Here is a 16,748-nt window from a genome sequence, read left to right as displayed (position 1 = left end):
AGAAGGCTTTTTATGTAGGGGTTACAGAATAGAATAGTGATCCATTGTGAGTAAAAGACATACTCTATTTCACGCTTTCGTTCATTTATCACTAAATAAAAATATCATATAAATAAACTATTTTTTTGAAAAAATAGGCTAGAGATTGAAATGTTTTTCACAAAAGAGTATACTATTAGCATAGTTTTGTCGGAAATTTATAATAGACCCCATCAAAACTAGTTGTCAACCCTTGCTGTTCTGATAGGAACGTTTGCTGGTATCGTTGATACCAAGGAGGAATCATATGTCTAAAGTAGCTATTGTCACAGGTGCTGGTCAAGGAATCGGTTTTGCAATCGCAAAACGTTTGGTGCAAGATGGCTTTAAGGTTGGAGTATTGGACTACAACGCTGAAACAGCTGAAAAAGCAGTTGCTGAGTTGTCCGCAGATAATGCTTTTGCAGTCGTAGCTGATGTGTCTAAAAAAGAAGAAGTGGCTGCAGCTTTCCAAAAGGTTGTTGACCATTTTGGAGATTTGAATGTTGTCGTGAACAATGCAGGTGTTGCACCAACTACACCACTTGATACGATTACAGAAGAACAATTCACACGTACATTTGCTATTAACGTTGGTGGTGTGATTTGGGGTGCACAAGCAGCTCAAGCACAGTTCAAAGCACTAGGTCATGGTGGGAAGATCATCAATGCGACTTCACAAGCAGGGGTTGTCGGAAATCCAAACTTGACCATTTATGGTGGGACCAAGTTTGCTGTTCGTGGGATTACGCAAACCTTGGCGCGTGACTTGGCGGATTCAGGAATCACTGTCAATGCTTATGCACCAGGTATCGTTAAGACTCCAATGATGTTTGACATTGCTCATGAAGTTGGTAAGAATGCAGGCAAAGACGACGAATGGGGTATGCAAACATTCGCTAAAGATATCACTTTGAAACGTCTTTCAGAACCAGAAGATGTAGCAGCAGCGGTCAGCTTCCTTGCTGGACCTGATTCAAACTACATCACAGGTCAAACCATTATCGTGGATGGTGGAATGCAGTTCCATTAAGATGAAAAAAGAGGTCAGGATCAACATCCTAACCTCTTATTTTGTGCATTCACAATAAAGGAAATAGAACTCAAAAAAACCACTTCCCTTTCGGGAGTGGTTCTGTGTTGGTTCTTATTTGAGACCGTATTTTTTGTTGAAACGATCCACACGTCCATCTGCTTGAGTGAACTTTTGACGTCCAGTGTAGAATGGGTGTGAGTCTGATGAAATTTCAACACGGATCAATGGGTAAGTTTCACCTTCAAATTCAACTGTTTCGCTAGAGTACTTAGTTGAACCGCTGAGGAACTTGTAACCAGTAGTAGTGTCCATGAAGACAACAGGGCGATATTCTGGATGGATATCTTTTTTCATTTTGCAATATTTCCTTTCTGCCATGGTCTCTTTCCGAGCCATAGATTGTTACTAAACTAGTTTACCAAATTTCCAGGATCTTGACAAGTATTTTCACTAATTTTATTTAAAATAATGATCAAAAAAATCACCCTGGCTAAGCCAAGGTGAATCTAATATTATTATTGTTCAGATTGATTTGGATCTTTTGGTGCTTCAACTGGTTGATCAGCTTGTCCCTCAGTGTGTTCGTGTGATTCTTTTTTGATTTCATTTACAGCAGTTTTTACAGTAGAAGTTGTCACGCGTCCAACAGATTGGGCAAATCCTTTACCAGATTCAGCAAGTTCTTCGAAGGTTCCTTTAGTGATTTTACCACCTGACATCGCCAAGAGACCAGTTACAACAATAGCGATTGATGCGATTAAAGCAAGGATCAAACCAAAGCCAATTGAAACGCCATAACCATTGAAGTCAACAGCATATTTGTTTACACCAAATAGATCGATCAATGTTACGATAGTTGAGAGAGCCCCTGATACGATAACACCAATTGCAAAACCTTTTGGTAGTGAAGATTTCACATCGTTCAAGCAAGCAAGGACAATCGCAACGACTGCGAAGATAATAACAAACCATCCATCTCCGCGAAGGCCATTCCAGCTGTATGAACCAAAATTTCCAGCATTAAGGCTTGCCCATGGCAAGAAAGAGCTAAGAATCGCTACCGCAGCAGAGATAATGATAAACAATCTATTTTTTTCCATAATAGGTCTCCTTAAAAATTGTATTAGCTTTATTTTACCATAAGAAAGATCAAATGAAAACCCCGTGACCAAGATAAAAAGGCTGAGAAACCGTTCTCAGCCTTCGTTCGTGCGTGCCACTTCTTGTAGCTCTTTGTAGATTTGATCGTTTTCTTCGAGGGAGTAGGAGTTGGCTCCACTCGCTAGTGGATGGCCACCACCATTATGTCGTTTGGCAATCTCGTTGATCACTTTTCGTTTGCTACGCATCCGGACACGGAAGTGACCGTCGGCCTGCTCGACAAAGATGGCCCAAACAGATACGGTATCTATGCGTCCAGGGGCTCCGACAATTGCAGCAGTCTCTGAATCCCGTAGATCGAATTTCTTCAAGAGCTCTTGTGTCAAGGTCACACGCGCAGCACCATGTTCATCGATCTCAAGATGGTCATAGACATAGCCTTGAAGCTTAGCTGTTTTGAGATTGATCGTATCCATCTGACGAGCAAGTGCTGTAAAATCAAAGGGAATGCTTCGAAGAGTTGCAGCGATCTCAAAGGTCCGAGTCGAAGTAGCAGGATAAAGGAAGCGACCTGTATCTCCGACAATCCCAGCATAGAGAAGACGCGCAGCACTTACAGGAAGTTCAAGATCCAATTCCTTAGCAAAAAGTGCGATTAACTCACTGGTAGAGCTAGACTCAGTATCGACCCAAAGCAGATCGCCATAAGCATCGTCATTTGGGTGGTGGTCGATCTTGATCAGGAAATCACCATTCGTATAGCGCTTATCATCGATGCGGGGAGTATTAGCCGTATCACAGACAATCACCAAAGCTCCAGCATAGTCCTCGTCCTTGACCTCATCCATCTCAGCAAGCCAAGTCAAGGTCGGTTCATCATAGCCAGTTGCCAAGACCCGCTTTTGAGGGAATTGCGCACGCAGGAGATCCCGCAAGCCCACCTGGCTACCAATCGCATCCGGATCCGGATTCTGATGGCGGTGGATAATAATCGTGTCATAAGCTTGAATCTTTTCAAGAATTTCATTCATTACGTTCATACATTACCTCATTTTCTCTGTCAATTTTAACATAAGAAAGGCCCATCCAGCAAGCATTTATCACTAATTAGGAGCTATGGAAGCGGTTTTACAGAAGATCAATATTTTGGTAGAATGGATAAATAGATTTAGTATGGGAGGGACTAGGATGATTGAAATTAAAAGTAATGCTGAAACGGCACAAGAGTTAGCGGCTTCTTTAAAAAGTAGTGGAGATGCACTTTCGGGAGTTGCATCGGCTTCGAAAGATGAACAAACCAAACTATCTGGTAATGAAGCGGCCCATCAAGCCATTGATACTGCTAAAACCAAAGCAGAAGAAATTGCAGCGGCGATTGAATCAATCGGGACCAACCTGCAAAGCGTTTCAACTGGATTTACAGCAGTGGATGAAGCTACTGCTGCGAGCATTCAATAGCTTGAGAGAGTTGGAAGATGAATCACGATCAACAACTATCGGAATTAAGAAGACAAGAAGACCAACTTTTCCAAAAAGAAAGAGAAATTGTAAGAGAAAAAAGAAATCTGGAAGATGAGTTGAACCGCTTTGAGGGCTATAGCTCTGATGCGCACCGTTATTTATGGGATGCATTTGAATCCTATCCTTCCTCTAGAAATTTTTTTGACCAACTTCAAGAGGGATTTCTTCATGAATCGCGAAAAATTTCAAATAGTTATTTAGAAGAGCTGGATGAATTAGCTATTAAAAAAAGAAAAGTCGAAGATGATTTAAATGATATCTATCATGAACGGAAAAAATTAATGATTGAAAAGGAGTGTGACGATGGGAATTGAAGTTTATCGCGGTAGTTTGGATAGCCAAGCTAGTAGCACAGGTACTATGATTGAGCAACAATTGAAAGCTTATGAATCACTAGAAACATCATTAACTCAAATAGAAAATTCTGCCTCGCGCTTGTCTGGCCAAGCTTACGACTCTTTTAGAAGCTTTGTGACAAGTGTTGTCCAGCCATTGAAGGAGGCCGGTGTAGCTTTAGCAGAAGCTACGCAAGAAAGCGTGAAGAAGCTTCCAGCATCCTATCGCTCGGAGGTGGCTGACGAGGACTTACAGGAAGAAAAGTTGGTTTCTGATATTGAACAGTGTGATCGGATGATTGCTATCTTTCATGCAGAGATCAATGAAATTGCTGCTAGTAAATCGACTAGTGCTGGAGATTTTCAACGGTTGCAGAGATTACAGAGGATTCAAGGCTTAAACGTATTAGAAAATATTTTTAAAGCTACTAAAAATAAACTACAAGAAAAATTAAATAAACTCAGAGCGTTTAATGCATCATCGCCAAGTATCTTCTGGGAAATTGATGTCTTAGCCCAAGCTATTCAAATAGCTGTCAATCAAATTAACGTAGCGTGGAATCCAAATACTGGAATGTATTCTATTCCAAAGGATTTATCCTGGTCTGATCTCGTAAATGAAACGATTAAGAATAAAGAGTTTGAAAATGAATATTTGCCAAAGAAACCAAAGGATGTAACAGCGTTCGAATATAACCAATTTCTTACGGGATTACGTGAACAATCAGTGAACCTCAAAGAAATAGATGGCTGGGATAAGGATGCCATCAAAGGTTATGTTAAAGGCGTTTCAAAAAGAACTGCTGATGCCAAGACAGGCAGTGAGTTAAATGCAAGGAGAGATGCTTTGTATGCAGAAACCAAGGAGATTGGATCAGATATCTATACAGAAATGTATGCTAGTAGTAAACTCGATTCTGAAGCGAAAGTTGAACTGGTTCTTAAGCAATTAGGTGCAGAAACGGATGGTAATCTGTTTATGCATTTGACAAGCAAAACGCATAAGATTTCAGAGAATCTACCACCACATGGTGATTTCAACATGTATTTCAGACGTGATGTTGTAAAAGCATTCGGTGATAAACATCTTAATTCATTGAGCGGTGAAAAACTTACTGATAAAGAACGTAAAGAAGAACTTAAGAAAATTAGTCAAAAAGAAATAGCATTGCGACAGCAAGTTCATTTTTTCCGTTATTATCTGGATCGCCAAGCAATTTACTATATTCGCAATCATTACGAAGGCGCAAATGATTACGAAAAACTGTTAGCATATGGTAAAGAAAATAATATTGAATTTGATTACACAACTGGCTCTAACTACCATAATCGCTTTAATCCAAAAGATGGCTTTAAACGTCCCTATAATATGAAGGTTCAAGTCCCTCAGGGCAATTCAGCTAAAGGAAAAGATTTAAACAATGCACGGATGGTGGAATTTATTGTGAATTTGGATACCGGCGAGTTTGACAGTCAATGGGATGCCTATGACAATCATAAACTAGCAGATGGTCGCTATGATTCCAATCCAAATAATTATTTTAAAGATGAATTAAGGGAAATTGCTAACACGGAATCATTTAATTACGGCCCTTCAAAAGGTAATAATACGGATGTTTCGGGAATTTATCAAGGAAAACATGGAATGCTTGATGTGGATGGTACTCCTGAGCCAGCTACTCGAACTGAAGCAAAAAGACTATTTCGCTATGAAAATGATTTGGGTAAAACAGATGAAAAAACTGCTCATGTAGGTCAATTTGCGGATATTGTAAAAGGAGGAGGACATGAAGACTATGAAGCATGGCAACGTAATACAAAAGGAATGTCAGAAAAAGAAAAAATGGAAGAGTATAATAAATATAAAAGTTATGCTAGTGGCATTAAGCCTAGCGATCGCGGGTATAATAAGTATACTCGTAGCCCTGAGTACATCAAAGAGCATAAGTGATACTCATTCAATATTAATAAATAAACGTTATATTGAGACTCAAAGTATTTCAGATAATGATAAAAAATTCTCAATCAGTGCAGGTTTTGATTTAAAAGAAAAAGATTTTTTTTATTACCATGGAGCTGCAATAAAAAATAATAAATTGTATGGTGGTAGTCAGGAATATAGTGCTGCGGAGTATTATAAAAGAGCTTTAGATATTGAGCTCACTTCAGCACTTTTAAATCACCAAATTAATATTAAAGATATAAAAGATTCCAACTATCAAATCACTCGTTCAACTGATTCATTCATCAATAAAAAATTATTAGAAGAAAAACATCCGCCTGAATTTGAAGGTAGATATTCTATCAAGGATAGTCAGTTTTCCAAAGTCCGTATCACCTACAACAAAGAATTTCTACCAACAAAAATTGAGTGGTACTATAAGGGTGAAGAAGGACTAAAATGGTACACTTGGCGCACCTATTCGTATCCCTTCAAAAATAAGTCTGATTTTGATAAAAAGCTGGATGAAGAAATTGAAAATATTAAAGAAATTCAAGAGGAAAATGAGGGAGATTAACCTAGTTTTGAGATAAAGCTGAGCTTACATATGTCTCAGCTTTTTGAATAGTTTAACACTTCACTTTGGATGTATATTTTGCTAGAATGTGATGGATATGATGAAAGAAATTAAACAGAGAGGATTCAGTTCGAAAGTCTTTCTAGTTGCTTTGTCTCTAGTAGTTGTTGCTGGTGTTTTCATTGCATTCCGCAGAGGCAAGATTCAAGAAAATTCAAAATCGATATTAGAACAACAGCGGTTTATTGTTGTGGATGATTCGGGCGATGAAAATTTATATCGATCTTATTTTGAGAATGGCTATGACTTGAGGAGCAATAATTCTTATAGTAAAACTCAAGTAGTAGTAAAAAATGGGAAAAAATATGGCAGTTATTCGGACGAAAAACCATCCGATAGGTATCATAGAGACTTATACCGAAATATTACTTCCGCAATTTTGAACTTAAAAGTTTCGAGAGAAGAGATCGAAAAATCAAACTTTGTTATTGAGCGAGATCCGAAATCGTTGATTACTAAATCTCTAGTGAAGGAAGGGAAGACACCTGATTTTGAAGCCAAAGTTTTAAATGAAAAGAATCAATTTTCCAAAGTTCGGATCACCTATAATCAAGATTATTTACCGATCAAACTTGAATGGTATTTTAAAGGTAAAGATGGGTTGAAGTGGTATACCTGGAGCCGTTTTTCATATCCATATAAGACTGAATCTGAATTTAATAAAAAACTAGATGAAGAAATCCAGCGTATTAAAGATATTAAAGAGGAGTACGAGTTGGAGAAGGAAAACAGATAATAATTGAACTATTAAAGCAATTCAAGAAGAAAATGAGGGTGATTAGGTTGAATCGGTCCAAATTCTTGAAACGTGTCCCTTCTTTCAGCTTATCGGGAAAGGTTTCGTGCAAAATGCTTGAAAAAGTGGTATAATACGGGAAATAGCTTTTGGGAGGAAATTATGACTGTAGCGAAGATTGTTTTTGCTAGTATGACTGGAAATACTGAAGAAATTGCTGATATCGTAGCGGACAAATTCCGTGATCTTGGTGTCGAAGTAGATGTGGATGAGTGTACAACTGTGGATGCGGAGGACTTCCTTGATACGGATATCGCAGTAGTAGCGACTTATACATACGGCGATGGAGAGCTTCCAGATGAGATCCAAGATTTCTACGAAGATTTGGCTGGCCTTGATCTCAAAGGCAAACTTTACGGTGTTGTAGGATCAGGTGATACCTTCTACGATGAATTCTGTAAAGCAGTTGATGATTTCGACCGTTGCTTCGCTGCGACTGGTGCTGAAAAAGGTTCTGAGTGTGTCAAAGTTGATTTGTCTGCAGAAGACGAAGACATTGAAAAATTAGAAGCCTTTGCGGAAGAACTCGTAGCAAAAGCAAATTAATGACAAAGAGGCTGGATTGATGGATTACAGCCTCGATTTATATCCAAAATAAAGAGGAGACACATGGATTTAGATCAGATTCGTAAGGACATTGACCAGATCGATCAAGAGCTTGTAGCCTTGCTGGAAAAACGGATGGTTTGTGTCAGTCAGATTATAGAATATAAGGAGCAGCAGGGCTTACCTGTGCTCGATCAAGGAAGGGAAAGAGAAGTGCTTGAGAAAGTCGGCTCTCTTGTGACGGATGAGCAGTATCGGGCGACTATTCAAGCTCAGTTTCAAGATATGATGAAGCGCTCGAGAGACTTCCAAGAGGAGGTGAGGGCGCGTGACTAGTCTATCTATCAAGCAAAAAGCACAACAGTATGTGGTCCTAACAGGGATGGCGCTTTTCATTGGTCTCTTGGTTGGTGCCATTGACATGATTTTTGGTCAAGGTCTTCTCTTGATTGGAGATGTCCGAAGCCAGCATTGGCCCTTGATTCTTTTTCTAGCCATAGCGGGTCTTGTCATCATTTATCTTTATAAACGTTTTGGTGGCAAGGCTTCAAAAGGGATGGGCCTCATTTTTGATGTCGGACACGCGCGTGAGGAGAAAATCCCCTTGGTCTTGGTACCTTTGATCATGCTGACGACCTGGATGAGCCATCTCTTTGGTGGTTCGGTCGGTCGGGAAGGTGTAGCAGTCCAGATCGGTGCGACCCTTTCGCATCGTTTTGCCCGTCATATCAAGATTCCAGATGCTTCGCGTATCTTTCTCATGACTGGGATGGCAGCAGGTTTTGCGGGGCTCTTTCAGACGCCACTCGCAGCAACCTTCTTTGCACTTGAAGTCCTGACAGTTGGGGAGTTGCAGTTGATGGCTCTCTATCCAGCGCTCATCGCCTCGATCGTGGCTAGCTTCACCTCTCATGCCCTTGGTTTAGAGAAATTTGCTGTGCCACTAAGAGAAACGCTGAGCTGGACACCAGAGACCTTGATCAAAGTTGCCCTTCTTGGCCTAGCTTTTGGCCTCGCTGGGAAACTCTTTGCAGTTAGCCTTTCCTGGTTAAAGAAAACAGTCGCGAAAGTACTGCCTAATCCTTATATCCGGATTGCCCTTATAGGGGTTGGACTCAGTTTGGTCCTCTTGACCCTCCAGTTGACCAAGGTCGGAACTTATAGTGGACTTGGAACCAATCTGATTGATGTGGCTTTTCATCAGGGCAGTGCGCAGAGTTATGACTGGATCTTGAAGCTCCTCTTTACCGTGGTGACCATCTCTGCTGGATATCAAGGAGGAGAAGTGACCCCGCTCTTTGCGATTGGAGCTACGCTTGGAGTCTTTCTTGCTCCTATGCTGGGCTTACCAGTCTTAGTCGTGGCTGCTATCGGATATGCCAGTGTCTTTGGCAGTGCGACGACGACCTTGCTCGCACCGATCTTGATCGGAGGAGAAGTCTTTGGTTATGCTAATCTTCCTTTCTTTGTCATTGCTTGCGCCATCGCCTATTGTCTACCAAAAGAGTGGAGCATTTATTCCGGCCAAAAAGTTGCGAAAAAGTAGAGAAAAGAGCTTTACAAACCTGAAATTATCTGATATGATAGTTTCTGTGCGTAATGGAAGCACAAAAATACAGTTTATCCGCTGAGGGAGGTCCCTCAAGATTGACGAAGATAGGAGAATAAAATGAATCCATTAATCCAAAGCTTGACTGAAGGTCAACTTCGTACTGATATCCCTGCATTCCGTCCTGGTGACACTGTTCGTGTACACGCGAAAGTTGTCGAAGGATCTCGTGAACGTATCCAGATCTTTGAAGGCGTTGTTATCGCTCGTAAAGGTCAAGGACACACTGAAATGTACACTGTTCGTAAAATCTCTAACGGTGTCGGTGTTGAACGTACATTCCCAGTACACACTCCACGTGTAGAAAAGATTGAAGTTGTACGTTACGGTAAAGTACGTCGTGCGAAATTGTACTACCTTCGTGCATTGCAAGGTAAAGCAGCTCGTATTAAAGAAATCCGTCGTTAAGACGAACAAGGAGGCGGGAGTGATCTCGCTTCTTTTTTTATCGGTCCCCTTAGTTCAATGGATATAACAACTCCCTCCTAAGGAGTAGTTGCTGGTTCGATTCCGGCAGGGGACAATATAGATAAGTAAAACACTGATTCGCCAGTGTTTTTTTTTGGTTTATACAAGGATGGATCTTAGGGAAAGTTCTTGTATGGTATAATAGTGGAAAAAGAGACACTGAATTTTAAGGTAGTCCTACCTTTTTTGAATACCAAATTAAAAAAATTATGAGTGCTCTAAAAGTTTAATCTGAAAGGGATATAAGAAAAGTGAGAAAATGAAAATTTCTGGTACAAAGTCTATCATCACATTTGACTATGAAAATGGTTATGTTTTAAAAGCAAAGGGAGAATTGTTAACCAATGGAAGTTTTACTGCATATAGGTCAAGTATACAGAATTGGGAGCCACCATACAACCACATTCGTATCACAGAGAGCGAGATAGATAAACTTGTTGAGGAAGTGGATTCCATGATGACTGAGCAAACAATACAGATCGAATTTATCTGAGTTAGAGTAGGAGAAGGATGATGAGAATCGATTACAGTGAACAGATGGTCACATGGGAGTGGGATGGTTGTGTAATAAAGATAGAACTACCAGATATCATTCATGCGGAATATAATAAAAATGAGAACATTGTTATCGTCTATAGTGGAGAAAACTTTGTAAGTAAAATCATTTTCTACTTTAGCTTAGAAGGAAAATTGTTAGGGCAACAAAATCTACTAGAAGGAACCGTAGATTGGAATCATAATGGTCAACACCAGATTGTTTTTCATCATTTACATCATCTTCGCTTTAGCCCTAAATATCAGCGTATCTTCAGTATATTTCGCTCATCAAGTGACTTTGGACTCCCTTCAGAATTAGAGATTTATAATTTAGAAGGTGAGAAAATTGACCAAATTGAATCTCCTGCAGGGTTTACTATGCTATATATTTCTGAGATAAGTAAGAAGAAACTGAGAATTGTATGCGAGGCTCTTAAAGAAGATTCCTTTGATAAATTTGGTCGAAGTGATTTCTATTTTAATTTGGAGTTAGAAACTAGAAAATGGGTAAAAGATGGCATTGCCTATTGAGGAGGAGAAAAAGAAGCCTGATTTTATGATATTCTGGTTGAGAAAATAACCTGCACTAGGAGATATAAAATGAAACCAACAAACCTAAAATGGGAAGATGTTATCCAGTTTGAAGAAGTAAAAGGATACGGGAAGTTAATTTGGAAAAATGAGGATAAATATTTTTTAGTTTCAGAAGAGGGAACTGTGGCTTCTTGGTTAGCAGTCTATGATTTACCCCAAGAATTATTCTCTCTATTAGATAGTGGAGAGAGATCACTACTCGAAGTATCTTGGAAGATTAAACACGATTCTTGGCCACCGACGGAAGAAGAAAAGAAGGCTAGTGAGAAACAATTTGTATTAAAAGGCTTAACTCCTTTAATAGCTAATCCTAAGAGTTGGGAATTATTTACTCAGGAAGAGCTTGAGACATTAATTCCACTTGCTGAACAAAAATGGATTGACTGGAGAGGCAAACTTCCAGATGATTATGTGTCACCATTGAAATAGACAAAAAGAAATAGTATGACAACAGAAATTCAACAATACAAAAATTGTACGGTATTAAAAAACAATAATGATTATCAGATTCTGTGGAGTAGAGGGAAAGAAGTGCTTAACTTTCCCATTAGCCAAAAATTAGCAGAACGTGTTTCAAAATCAGAAAAAGATGCTTTAGAAGTAATGTTTTATTGTGAACATCATCGTTGGCCAAAGAAAGATGAGTTAGATGATTATAATCATTCCAATACGATTGTACATAGAGGCGATGGATTTGTTGTATATGAAACAGATGGTTATTACGAAATTAGCTTCTTTAAAGAAGTTGGAGGAGCTATGGTCCCAAAACTATTTTTTGTATGATATAACATAATATTTTAAAAATGAAAGGGCTTTCTATGGAAAATGATGTGTTTTTTGATTATTTTTTAAAATCACTTAGGTTTCATTTGGGTGATACGTGTAAGGATATTGGATTTATAGAGTTTTTTAAAGATGAAAATAATTGTTTTATTACTATAGAGGATTATGTTTTGGAATCATTTGTAATATTGTCAAATATTTTGAGTCAGAAGAGGATTGTGTTTTCTTGTGGAATTATTTATAGTAAGGGGGTAGTTACTGGAGTAGAAATATATATGAATGTATCAGAGTTAGAAAGATTAAATAAATTGTTTAAAATATAGTTTTGAAGCATATTAAAAAAATAAGGGAAACTGTCTATGTAGGATGTGTGGAGTTGATAGTATCAATGTTTCCTTGTTTTAGAGCTGTGTTCTTTCGAATGATCCCAAAACAAGAAAAACAAAAAATGATGGTCTAGGAGCTCGATACATTGAACTTCTATTTCTTTAGAAATTCAAATAATAATTTTACAGACTTTTATGCCCCCTCCTCTTTTTCTTTGACTCTCCTTTCTTATTTTTCTAAAATAGTAGGTGTGTGAAGGGAGATTGATATGAAAAAAGGTTTTTTGATTGTGCTTTCTGCTTTGGTCTTGGCTTCGTGTGGTCGTCCTCAGAAGACGGTGATGCCTAAGAGTTCGGATACCAAGCAGACAAGCACTGAAGAAAAGAAACAATCTGGCATGGACTTGAAAGCCATCAAGGCTAAGGACTACTCGAGTATCAAGGGAACTTGGATTGATGGTCGTGGCAATGAGCTGGTCTTTGATGACAAGGGCTTGGTCAGCGAGGATGTTGAGCTTGATGCATCGAGCTTTAAGCAGAAGGACCAGATCGCAGAGATGACGGTCAGTGCCAAGTCGGGTGTTGGAGGATACGGTCTCTTGCTCCTTCCAAAAGGTCAGAAAGCTGGCAAAGATGATGCTTCGGATAAGTCCAAGGATCGGATCTGGGCTGGTCAGTCACCGGCATATGGCGATAATGACAATTTCTACTATCGCAAGAAAGAGCAGCCGAAAGATCGGGAACAAGCTGATACAGACGATAGCAGTAGTCCCTCTAAGATGAGTAAAGCCAAGAAGTGGAATACTCGCTCGGATGGTGAGGTCAAGTCTTCGAAGAAGGCAGACCAGAATGATTATCCAGGCTACACCTCTGCTCAGGTTGAAGTTGCTCGTGTCTGGGCTTATGTGATCAAGTCTGTACCGACAGAATTGAGTATTAATGAAAAGAGTGCTGGTACAAAAATTTACTTTGGTGGGTTAGGAGTTGACTATCCTAAAGATGTTCGTCAGTTGTTTACACCTATTTCTGCAGAAGGTCATGTAACTTATGCATCCAACGGTGATGGGACGGTGACGATCTATCCTGTACCGAGCCACTGGCAACAGTCTGCGGATGAGCTCAATAGTGAGGAGTTTATGACGCAATTTACCCAAGGAATCTTGGATCATGCGGAGACGGTGACTTTGCCAGATGGGGATCCAGATATGATTCGTCAGATTCTTGCCGTACTGAAGTAAAATCTGAATTTGAGGGCTCAGTTTATTGTTTTTTTAAGCTGATCCTGTTACAATGATACTACACGGAAAAGACTGGTCCTCCAGCCTTTTTCATTTCACCATAGAAAGGTCTTTTATGAAACGCAAATCGATTTTGTTTCTCTATATACTCTTGCTAGCGATCGGGCTGGCCTATGAGACCCAGTCACTGACAGAAGGCTGGATGTCTGGTAGTCAGTACGGGATTGTGGGACTTTCTACCCTCATCCTTTTGGTTTATGCACTTCCTGCTGTTTGGGCTCTCTTTCATTTTGCTAAGAAGTGGAAGTTGTCATGGGTACCGGTGCTCTTTTCTCTACTAGGTGGAGGCTTTGTTGCCGGTTGGTTGTCTAGCTTTGCCAATACCTATTTCCATGACATGATTCAAGCGATCGCTCCAAATAGCGACTTTTGGAACCAGTACGAGAGTGCCATCGCTGCGCCACTCTTTGAGGAACCCTTTAAGTTGATTCCCATCTTCTTTGTTCTCTATTTGTTCAGTGTCCGTCGCATCAAGTCGATCTTCCTCTTGGCGATTGCCTCTGGTCTTGGTTTCCAGATCGTGGAGGACTTTGCCTATATCCGTCAGGATATGCCGGAAGGTTTCTCTTACACGGTGTCAGGGATTCTTGGTCGTGTGGCCAATGCACCCATGTCTCACTGGGTCTACACAGGTCTTGTCATGCTCGGTTTCTACTTGATTGTCCAAGCTAGCAGAGGACGCAAGGATCTAGCTCTAGCAGGCTGGGGTTATTTAGTAGCTGGGTTTGGACTCCATTTTGTTGGAAATTCACCCTTCTCACAAATCGTGACCGAGTTGCCGATTGCGATTCCAGTTTTGAATGCTACCGGGCTCTTCCTAATCTACCAAGCTTATCAAACCGTCGAGCGATTAGAACAAGGAAAATAAAACAAAAAAAGAATGCGTATGTGTGCAAACATACGCATTTTTGTTATTTACCAAGACAGAACTGGCTGAAGAGTTGGGTGATGAGCTCGTCTGGTGCAGCATCTCCTGTAATCTCTCCAAGGATTTCCCAAGTGCGGGTCAGATCGACTTGGAGCAGGTCCACTGGCATGCCCATAGCCAGGCCTTCGTTGACTGCTTGGAGGCTTTCAACGGCTTTCTCAATAAGAGAGATGTGGCGGGCATTTGAGAGATAAGTAGCATCTTGCTCGACCAGTCCAGCATTCTCGAAGAAGAGGGCGTTAATCCGGTCTTCGATCTGGTTGATATTTTGGTTTTTCAGGACAGAAATTTTGATATGATCGGCAGGAATCTCGTCCAACTCGATTTGCTGCGGGAGATCGACCTTATTGAGGAGAATGATGCGGTTACTATCTTGAGAGATTTCAAGGAGTTGGCGATCTTGATCGGTCAAGGGCTCGCTAGCATTGAGAACCAGAAGAACCAGATCAGCTTCCTTGAGGGCTTTTTTCGACCGTTCGACACCGATCTGCTCAACGATGTCTTCGGTTTCCCGGATACCAGCTGTATCGACTAGTTTGAGGGGAACCCCATTGATGTTGACGTATTCCTCGATAACGTCACGGGTGGTTCCTTCGATATCGGTCACGATGGCTTTTTCTTCACGAAGAAGATTATTGAGGAGGCTGGACTTGCCGACGTTTGGACGACCGATGATAGCAGTAGAAATCCCTTCACGCAAGATCTTACCGCGACGGGCAGTCTTGAGGAGGTTGGTCAAGAGGGCTTCAAATTCACTGGTCTTTTCACGGATGATCTCAGTGGTTGCTTCTTCAACATCATCGTACTCAGGATAGTCGATATTGACTTCGACCTGAGCCAGAGTATTGAGGATCTCTTGGCGGGTGTTGTTGATGAGGTCAGACAGGGAACCATCTAGTTGCTTAACGGCGATGTTCATAGCCTTGTCGGTCTTGGCGCGAATGATGTCCATGACGGCTTCGGCCTGTGTTAAATCGACCCGACCGTTCAGAAAGGCCCGCTTGGTAAACTCACCAGGTTCTGCCAGACGAGCGCCTTCACGGATCACCAATTGCAGGATTTCATTGGTCACAGCAATCCCGCCGTGGGTATTGATCTCGATGATGTCTTCACGGGTGAAGGTCTTCGGCGAGCGCATGGCTCCAACCATGACTTCGTCGAGAATCTCGTTCTTATCTGGATCTACGATATGGCCGTAGTTGAGCGTGTGGCTAGCCACCTTGCTTAAATCTTTTCCCTTAAAGATCTTTTGCGCGATGGCAAAACTGTCTGTCCCACTTAAGCGGACGATCCCGATCGCCCCCTCACCAAGAGGTGTCGAGATGGCAGCAATGGTATCAAATTCTTTAGTAATCATGTCATTTCTCTTTTCCTGTAGATTCATCTCTATTCTATCGTAAAGTCAGCAGACGGGCAAGGTTTTGCTTTTAGAACTAAAAGATGGAAAGGTTTTCAAATAATTAGTGAAATCTCTTACAGAATATGCTATACTGTAATAGAATATAAAAGGAGGTCTATGATGGTAAACCTAAAGGAACAGGTAGGTATTAAAGCGGCTGAGTTTGTCAAAGACGGCATGATTGTCGGTCTCGGTACAGGGTCAACTGCTTATTATTTTGTGGCTGAATTGGGTCGTCGCATCAAAGAAGAAGGCTTGCAGATCACAGCTGTCACAACGTCGAGTGTGACCTATGATCAGGCTGAAAGTTTAGGCATCCCGCTCAAGGCTATCGACGATGTCGAAGTGGTCGATGTGACAGTGGATGGTGCAGATGAAGTGGATCCTCAATTGAATGGGATCAAAGGTGGCGGTGGTGCTCTCCTCATGGAAAAGATCGTCGCAACCAATTCAAAAGATTGCATTTGGATCGTGGATGAATCCAAACAAGTCGCAACTCTTGGGGCTTTCAAACTTCCAGTGGAAGTAGTGCAATACGGGGCTGAAAATCTTTTCCGTCACTTTGAGCAAAAAGGCTACCATCCTGCTTTCCGTCTCGCGGATGATCAACGTTTTGTCACCGACCAAGGTAACTTTATCATTGACTTGGATCTCAAGGTGATCGAGGATACAGAAGCTCTGGCAAATGAACTGGATCACACCGTCGGGGTTGTAGAGCACGGTTTATTCTTGAATATGATTTCAAAAGTGATTGTAGGGACACCAGATGGCCCTGTCATCATTGAAAAATAGAGAGTGGGACAGAAATCGGTAATTCGTTAGAATTCGATTTCGTTGTCCCACCTCCGCACAGTTGAGTAGGGCTGTAAAAGCT

At 40.8% G+C, this 16,748-nt stretch carries 21 protein-coding genes, 1 tRNA gene and 1 pseudogene; 19 read left to right on the top strand and 4 right to left on the bottom strand.

The genetic code is table 11. The features are described from left to right. Positions 1-286 precede the first annotated feature (286 nt). Positions 287-1,051: a (S)-acetoin forming diacetyl reductase gene (locus tag H7T97_RS05435; RefSeq protein WP_070594517.1), complete on the top strand. Its 765-nt coding sequence runs from the start codon at positions 287-289 to the stop codon at positions 1,049-1,051. Between the two features lie 114 nt (positions 1,052-1,165). Here the strand turns inward: H7T97_RS05435 and H7T97_RS05430 are convergent, their stop codons facing one another. The 3 genes from H7T97_RS05430 to H7T97_RS05420 form a co-directional block, all read right to left on the bottom strand. Then, positions 1,166-1,408: a type B 50S ribosomal protein L31 gene (locus H7T97_RS05430; RefSeq protein ID WP_003016441.1), complete on the bottom strand. Its 243-nt coding sequence runs from the start codon at positions 1,406-1,408 to the stop codon at positions 1,166-1,168. A 161-nt stretch (positions 1,409-1,569) separates the two neighbouring features. Next, positions 1,570-2,154, bottom strand: coding sequence for a lantibiotic ABC transporter permease (locus H7T97_RS05425; RefSeq protein WP_201089647.1), 585 nt, complete (start codon positions 2,152-2,154; stop codon positions 1,570-1,572). A 96-nt stretch (positions 2,155-2,250) separates the two neighbouring features. Further along, positions 2,251-3,195: a DHH family phosphoesterase gene (locus H7T97_RS05420; RefSeq protein ID WP_049474861.1), complete on the bottom strand. Its 945-nt coding sequence runs from the start codon at positions 3,193-3,195 to the stop codon at positions 2,251-2,253. A gap of 148 nt (positions 3,196-3,343) precedes the next feature. Here H7T97_RS05420 and H7T97_RS05415 point away from each other — a divergent pair, with 148 nt between their 5' ends. The 17 genes and pseudogenes from H7T97_RS05415 (at position 3,344) to H7T97_RS05335 (ending at position 14,415) form a co-directional block, all read left to right on the top strand. After that, positions 3,344-3,613 carry a TIGR04197 family type VII secretion effector gene (locus H7T97_RS05415; protein WP_201089645.1) on the top strand — a complete coding sequence of 90 codons (270 nt, stop codon included), beginning with the start codon at positions 3,344-3,346 and terminating at the stop codon, positions 3,611-3,613. A gap of 17 nt (positions 3,614-3,630) precedes the next feature. Then, complete coding sequence (locus tag H7T97_RS05410) at positions 3,631-3,990, top strand: DUF3958 family protein (RefSeq protein ID WP_201087791.1); 360 nt, start codon at positions 3,631-3,633, stop codon at positions 3,988-3,990. Further along, on the top strand, positions 3,980-5,962 hold the full coding sequence (locus H7T97_RS05405; RefSeq protein WP_201087790.1) for a DUF3114 domain-containing protein: 1,983 nt from the start codon (positions 3,980-3,982) through the stop codon (positions 5,960-5,962). The genes H7T97_RS05410 and H7T97_RS05405 overlap by 11 nt, the downstream gene beginning before the upstream one ends. Next, the gene (locus H7T97_RS05400) at positions 5,883-6,530 is read left to right on the top strand and encodes a hypothetical protein (RefSeq protein WP_260314070.1); all 648 of its coding nucleotides are present in this window, start codon (positions 5,883-5,885) and stop codon (positions 6,528-6,530) included. Before H7T97_RS05405 ends, H7T97_RS05400 begins: the two co-directional genes overlap by 80 nt. Positions 6,531-6,627: 97 nt before the next feature. Beyond that, positions 6,628-7,326 carry a hypothetical protein gene (locus H7T97_RS05395; protein WP_229099228.1) on the top strand — a complete coding sequence of 233 codons (699 nt, stop codon included), beginning with the start codon at positions 6,628-6,630 and terminating at the stop codon, positions 7,324-7,326. A gap of 162 nt (positions 7,327-7,488) precedes the next feature. After that, on the top strand, positions 7,489-7,932 hold the full coding sequence (locus tag H7T97_RS05390) for a flavodoxin (protein WP_201037104.1): 444 nt from the start codon (positions 7,489-7,491) through the stop codon (positions 7,930-7,932). 63 nt (positions 7,933-7,995) lie between these two features. Further along, entirely contained in the window at positions 7,996-8,268 is a 273-nt protein-coding gene (locus H7T97_RS05385) for a chorismate mutase (protein WP_201087789.1), read from the top strand. 46 nt (positions 8,269-8,314) lie between these two features. Next, positions 8,315-9,478, top strand: a complete 1,164-nt coding sequence (locus H7T97_RS05380) for a chloride channel protein (protein WP_201087813.1) — start codon at positions 8,315-8,317, stop codon at positions 9,476-9,478. 123 nt (positions 9,479-9,601) lie between these two features. Next, complete coding sequence (gene rplS / locus H7T97_RS05375; protein WP_003003254.1) at positions 9,602-9,949, top strand: 50S ribosomal protein L19; 348 nt, start codon at positions 9,602-9,604, stop codon at positions 9,947-9,949. A gap of 43 nt (positions 9,950-9,992) precedes the next feature. Further along, positions 9,993-10,064: transfer RNA gene (locus H7T97_RS05370), tRNA-Arg, on the top strand. 204 nt (positions 10,065-10,268) lie between these two features. After that, positions 10,269-10,502, top strand: coding sequence for an Imm74 family immunity protein (locus H7T97_RS05365; RefSeq protein ID WP_155167766.1), 234 nt, complete (start codon positions 10,269-10,271; stop codon positions 10,500-10,502). A 20-nt stretch (positions 10,503-10,522) separates the two neighbouring features. Then, complete coding sequence (locus tag H7T97_RS05360) at positions 10,523-11,077, top strand: hypothetical protein (RefSeq protein ID WP_070505644.1); 555 nt, start codon at positions 10,523-10,525, stop codon at positions 11,075-11,077. Positions 11,078-11,146: 69 nt separating this feature from the next. Next, complete coding sequence (locus H7T97_RS05355; protein WP_201089643.1) at positions 11,147-11,569, top strand: hypothetical protein; 423 nt, start codon at positions 11,147-11,149, stop codon at positions 11,567-11,569. Between the two features lie 15 nt (positions 11,570-11,584). Continuing rightward, positions 11,585-11,917 (top strand): annotated as a pseudogene (locus tag H7T97_RS05350) (hypothetical protein); the annotation flags it as partial. Between the two features lie 41 nt (positions 11,918-11,958). Then, the gene (locus tag H7T97_RS05345) at positions 11,959-12,246 is read left to right on the top strand and encodes a hypothetical protein (RefSeq protein ID WP_241672467.1); all 288 of its coding nucleotides are present in this window, start codon (positions 11,959-11,961) and stop codon (positions 12,244-12,246) included. A 272-nt stretch (positions 12,247-12,518) separates the two neighbouring features. Then, positions 12,519-13,487, top strand: a complete 969-nt coding sequence (locus tag H7T97_RS05340; RefSeq protein WP_201089641.1) for a DUF6287 domain-containing protein — start codon at positions 12,519-12,521, stop codon at positions 13,485-13,487. A 115-nt stretch (positions 13,488-13,602) separates the two neighbouring features. Continuing rightward, positions 13,603-14,415, top strand: a complete 813-nt coding sequence (locus H7T97_RS05335; protein ID WP_195529489.1) for a PrsW family glutamic-type intramembrane protease — start codon at positions 13,603-13,605, stop codon at positions 14,413-14,415. A 43-nt stretch (positions 14,416-14,458) separates the two neighbouring features. Here H7T97_RS05335 and mnmE read toward each other — a convergent pair whose 3' ends face one another. After that, a complete protein-coding gene (gene mnmE, locus H7T97_RS05330; protein ID WP_195529490.1) occupies positions 14,459-15,832 on the bottom strand; it encodes a tRNA uridine-5-carboxymethylaminomethyl(34) synthesis GTPase MnmE in 1,374 nt (457 codons plus the stop codon). 162 nt (positions 15,833-15,994) lie between these two features. Between mnmE and rpiA the strand changes: the two genes are divergently transcribed. Further along, positions 15,995-16,666 (top strand): ribose-5-phosphate isomerase RpiA, encoded by a 672-nt coding sequence (rpiA, locus tag H7T97_RS05325; protein WP_195529516.1) that lies wholly within the window; start codon positions 15,995-15,997, stop codon positions 16,664-16,666. The last annotated feature ends 82 nt before the right edge of the window (positions 16,667-16,748 follow it).

The organism is Streptococcus parasanguinis (genome assembly GCF_016648925.1).
Taxonomy (GTDB): Bacteria; Bacillota; Bacilli; order Lactobacillales; family Streptococcaceae; genus Streptococcus.
The sequence above is the reverse complement of the archived record's forward strand: the minus strand, read 5'-3'. Positions and strand labels throughout refer to the sequence as shown.